General features: G+C 58.6%; 2 protein-coding genes. Both read right to left on the bottom strand.

The features are described from left to right. The coding region (locus ACE3OV_RS15460; RefSeq protein WP_374328363.1) for a hypothetical protein at positions 1-2,545 on the bottom strand (2,545 nt) is incomplete at its 3' end. Next, a partial coding sequence (gene wecC, locus ACE3OV_RS15455) for a UDP-N-acetyl-D-mannosamine dehydrogenase (RefSeq protein ID WP_374328362.1) occupies positions 2,542-3,607 on the bottom strand: 1,066 nt, incomplete at its 5' end. The genes ACE3OV_RS15460 and wecC, both read right to left, overlap by 4 nt.

Genomic DNA, 3,607 nt, shown 5'->3' with positions numbered 1-3,607 from the left:
CCTTGCCTTGCTTGAGCTGCTCCACTTCCTGCGCCAGTTGCTGGGCGCGCTTGCTCTGCTCGTCGCGCGCTGCGGTCAGCGCTCCCTTGTCCTGCTCCAGCTGTGCCTTGCCTTGCTTGAGCTGCTCCACTTCCTGCGCCAGTTGCTGGGCGCGCTTGCTCTGCTCGTCGCACGCTGTGGTCAGCGCTCCCTTGTCCTGCTCCAGCTGTGCCTTGCCTTGCTTGAGCTGCTCGACTTCCTGCGCCAGTTGCTGGGCGCGCTTGCTCTGCTCGTCGCGCGCCGCAATCAAGGTGGTTTTGTCGTTTTCCAACAACTGTTTGTCCAACCGCAATTGCTCTGCTTCGTTGGTCGATTTCTGAGCGCGCGCTGCTTGCACATCGCGGTCGGTAGCCAAGACGGTCCAATCACGCTCCAACTGCGCCTTTGCCAGCCTGAGCTGATCCAGTTCCAGGGCAAGTTGCCGCAGTGCGTTGCCTCGCTCATCGCAGGCTGCAGCAAGAGCATTCTTGTCCTGCTCCAGTTGCGCATTGCCAAGTTTCTCCTGCTCAAGTTCACGGACCACTTGCGCCAGATTCTCACGCATCACTTCCCGGTCCAGACGAATCTGCTGCTCGACACGCGCCTGCTCCCCGCGAGCCAGAATCAGGAAGGCCTTTTCTTCATCGAGTTGGGCGAGCCGATGCTGCATTTCTCCAATTTCCCGGGCAAGTTGGTGTGCTACTTCTCCCAGTTCTTGCCTAGAGGCGACCAATTCGGCGTTCTCGGCTTCCAGGTGGGTCTTTGCCGATTCGAGCAGATTGAGATCGCTAACATAGCGATGAATCAAGGCATCTTTTTCTTCCAGCGCAAGAGTCAAGCGCTGTCTTTCCTGCTCAAGTGCAGAGGTGGTCTGCAAAGCTGCAGAGATTTCCTGAGCACGACTCGCCAGCTCCTTCTGCAGGCTCTCTTGGTTGAAGAAAACCTGCTCAAGCTCTTCCTGAACCTGGTGGAGGTTCTGCAGCAACAGCTGGTTTTCCTCGGATTTTTCGCTCACTTGCGCATTGGCTTTGGCCAATTCTTCATTTGCTGTCTTTTGCTGCTCCTGCAAACGATGCTCAAGTACCTGCTGCGCCTTCATCAGGGCGACTTTTTCCTGCTCGAGTTTTGATGTTTCTTGTTTCAGCGCTTCGACTTCCTTGGCAGATGCACCAAGATTCTTCTCTGCTTCCTGATGCTTGAGGAAAAGCCGTTCGAGTTCCTCCTGAACCTGATGCAGGTTGAGCAAGAGCAACTGGTTCTCCTCGCTCTTTTCCTTCACCTGCAGGTCGAGCCTGGCAATCTGGGCTTTGGCCGCCTTCTCCTTTTCCCGAAGCTGCTTTTCCAGGGCTTGCCGGGCTGAAGCCTGAGTGGCCTTCTCCTGCTCAAAGGATTTCGCGTACTCTGCAACCAGTGCTGCCTTTTCCTTTTCCAGCTTTGCCCTGGCGTCTTTCAACGCGGCGAGTTCCTTATCCTTATGCTGTACCAGCCGCGTCTGTTCATCTCGCGCCTTGGTCAGCGTTTCCAGGGATTTCGCGTACTCTGCGGCCTTGCTCTTCTGCTGCGCCTGCAGCCCATCGCGCTCCGCAGTCAGCGCTGCCTTTTCCTTTTCCAGCTTTGTCCCGGCATCCTTCAACGCCGCCAACTCCTCGTCCTTCTGCTGTACCAGCCGCGTCTGTTCGTCCCGTGCCTCGGTCAATGCCTTGAATTTGCGTTCGGCTTCCTGGCGCCTTTCGACATAGGCAGTCCGCGTACGCGCTTCGTGCAAACGGGCATTTTTGGCGTCCCAGCGCAATTGGTTGACGTGACGCTGTTCCGAGTCGCTGAATTTGGTATCCGCCGGCAACAAGTCGAGCATGGCTTCCGCTTCCAGCAACTCGCCCGCTTCATGCAGGCGAAATGCCAGCCATTTCAGGCGGAAATGGCGCGGGTCGTTTTCGTAAGCAAGAAGCGCTGCCTGTGCCGCTGCCTTGGCATCCCGCTTCAACAAGTGACGGGCAAGTGCCGTGTAAGCGTTGGCCCGCACAACTTGCGACAACGGCGTCGAAAGCAGCAGCGCGCTAACCCCCGGGAAACCGTCTTTTTCGTAAACGGCTGTGACCTTGTCGAATTCCTTGCCGCCCAAGGCCTTGGGCGGCACCTGTTTGCGCGATTGACGCCAGGCAGCAAGCAGTTTTCCAGGCACGCCCAGGACGTTAGCCGGCTTGTCCGCCGCGTCAATCAGGATGTTGCCCAACTGCGCATTCAGATTTTTCCGTGATTCGATCTCGAAGCAACGCTTCCGGACCTCGTTCAGGGTACGCAGGCGTTCGACCTCGGCATGCAGTTCAGGCAAATCCTCATCCACCCAGGCGACGGATGCTGCCGGAGCGCTGGCCGGTAGCTTATTGCTGTTCGGCACACTCTGACTGGCCAGGAAATAACGCTCCAGTTCCTCCTGCACCTGGTGCAGTTGCAGGAGCAAGAGTTCGTTCTCCTCCTGGAGATCCTTCAGCTTCGCTTCGTTGGCTGTCGTTTGCGGATTCGTCATTGCTGTGCTTTCCAGATACCAATGCTATCGATCAATCGTTGATGTTTGGCGGGAGTGAATTCGCGCTTCTTGAACTCGGCGTGCTCGACCAGAAGAACGATGACCGAGCTTTCCCGGCACGCCGTCTCCAGGTCGGTGAGGGCGACATCCAGATCGGCCAGGGTCTGCGGTACGTTCTCGATATTCGGCTCGACTGCTTGCACCTGACCCGGATACCGTCTGGCCAGAGCTGCCGTAATGGCCAGCGCAGGACTTTCCCGCAAGTCGTCCACATCCGCCTTGAACGCCAGGCCAAGGCAGGCAATGCGGAGCTTTTCTTCGGCCACTCCCTGATGTTTCAGCGCGTCGACTGCTGCTTCAACCTTGTCGATGATCCAGCCGGGTTTGGTGTCATTGACTTCGCGCGCGGCGCGCATCAGCGTCGCCTGTTCGGGGCTTTTCTTGATGATGAACCAGGGATCGACGGCAATGCAGTGCCCGCCGACACCGCAACCGGGACGCAGGATATCGACCCGGGGATGCCGGTTGGCCAGCTTGATCAGTTCCCAGACATCGATGCCCAGCTTGTCGCAGATCATCGAGAGTTCGTTGGCGAAGGCGATGTTGACATCGCGGAAGGCGTTTTCTGCGAGCTTGCACATTTCCGCGGTGCGCACCCCCGTCTGCACGCATTCGCCCTGCACGAAGCTGGCGTAAAGGCTGGCAGCCAGTTGTGCGCATTTCGGCGTCATGCCGCCGATCACCCGGTCGTTGTCCACCAGTTCGCGCAGGATGCGGCCGGGCAGGACGCGCTCCGGGCAATGGGCGATCCGGATGTCGGAATCCTCGCCCGCACTTTGCGGAAAGCTCAGGTCCGGCCGCAGTTGCGCCAGCCATGCCGACATCTGTTCGGTGGCGCCGATCGGCGAAGTCGATTCCAGGATGACCAGGTTTCCCGGGCGCAATACCGGTGCCACGGAGTTGGCTGCGGCTTCGATATAGCTGAGGTCGGCTTCGTGGCACGCATCGAAGGGCGTCGGTACGGCAATGATGAAGACATCGGCCGGCAGCGGTACGCCCGAC

This window comes from Azonexus sp., from assembly GCF_041909095.1.
In the GTDB taxonomy this organism is placed as follows: Bacteria; Pseudomonadota; Gammaproteobacteria; order Burkholderiales; family Rhodocyclaceae; genus Azonexus.
The sequence above is the reverse complement of the archived record's forward strand: the minus strand, read 5'-3'. Positions and strand labels throughout refer to the sequence as shown.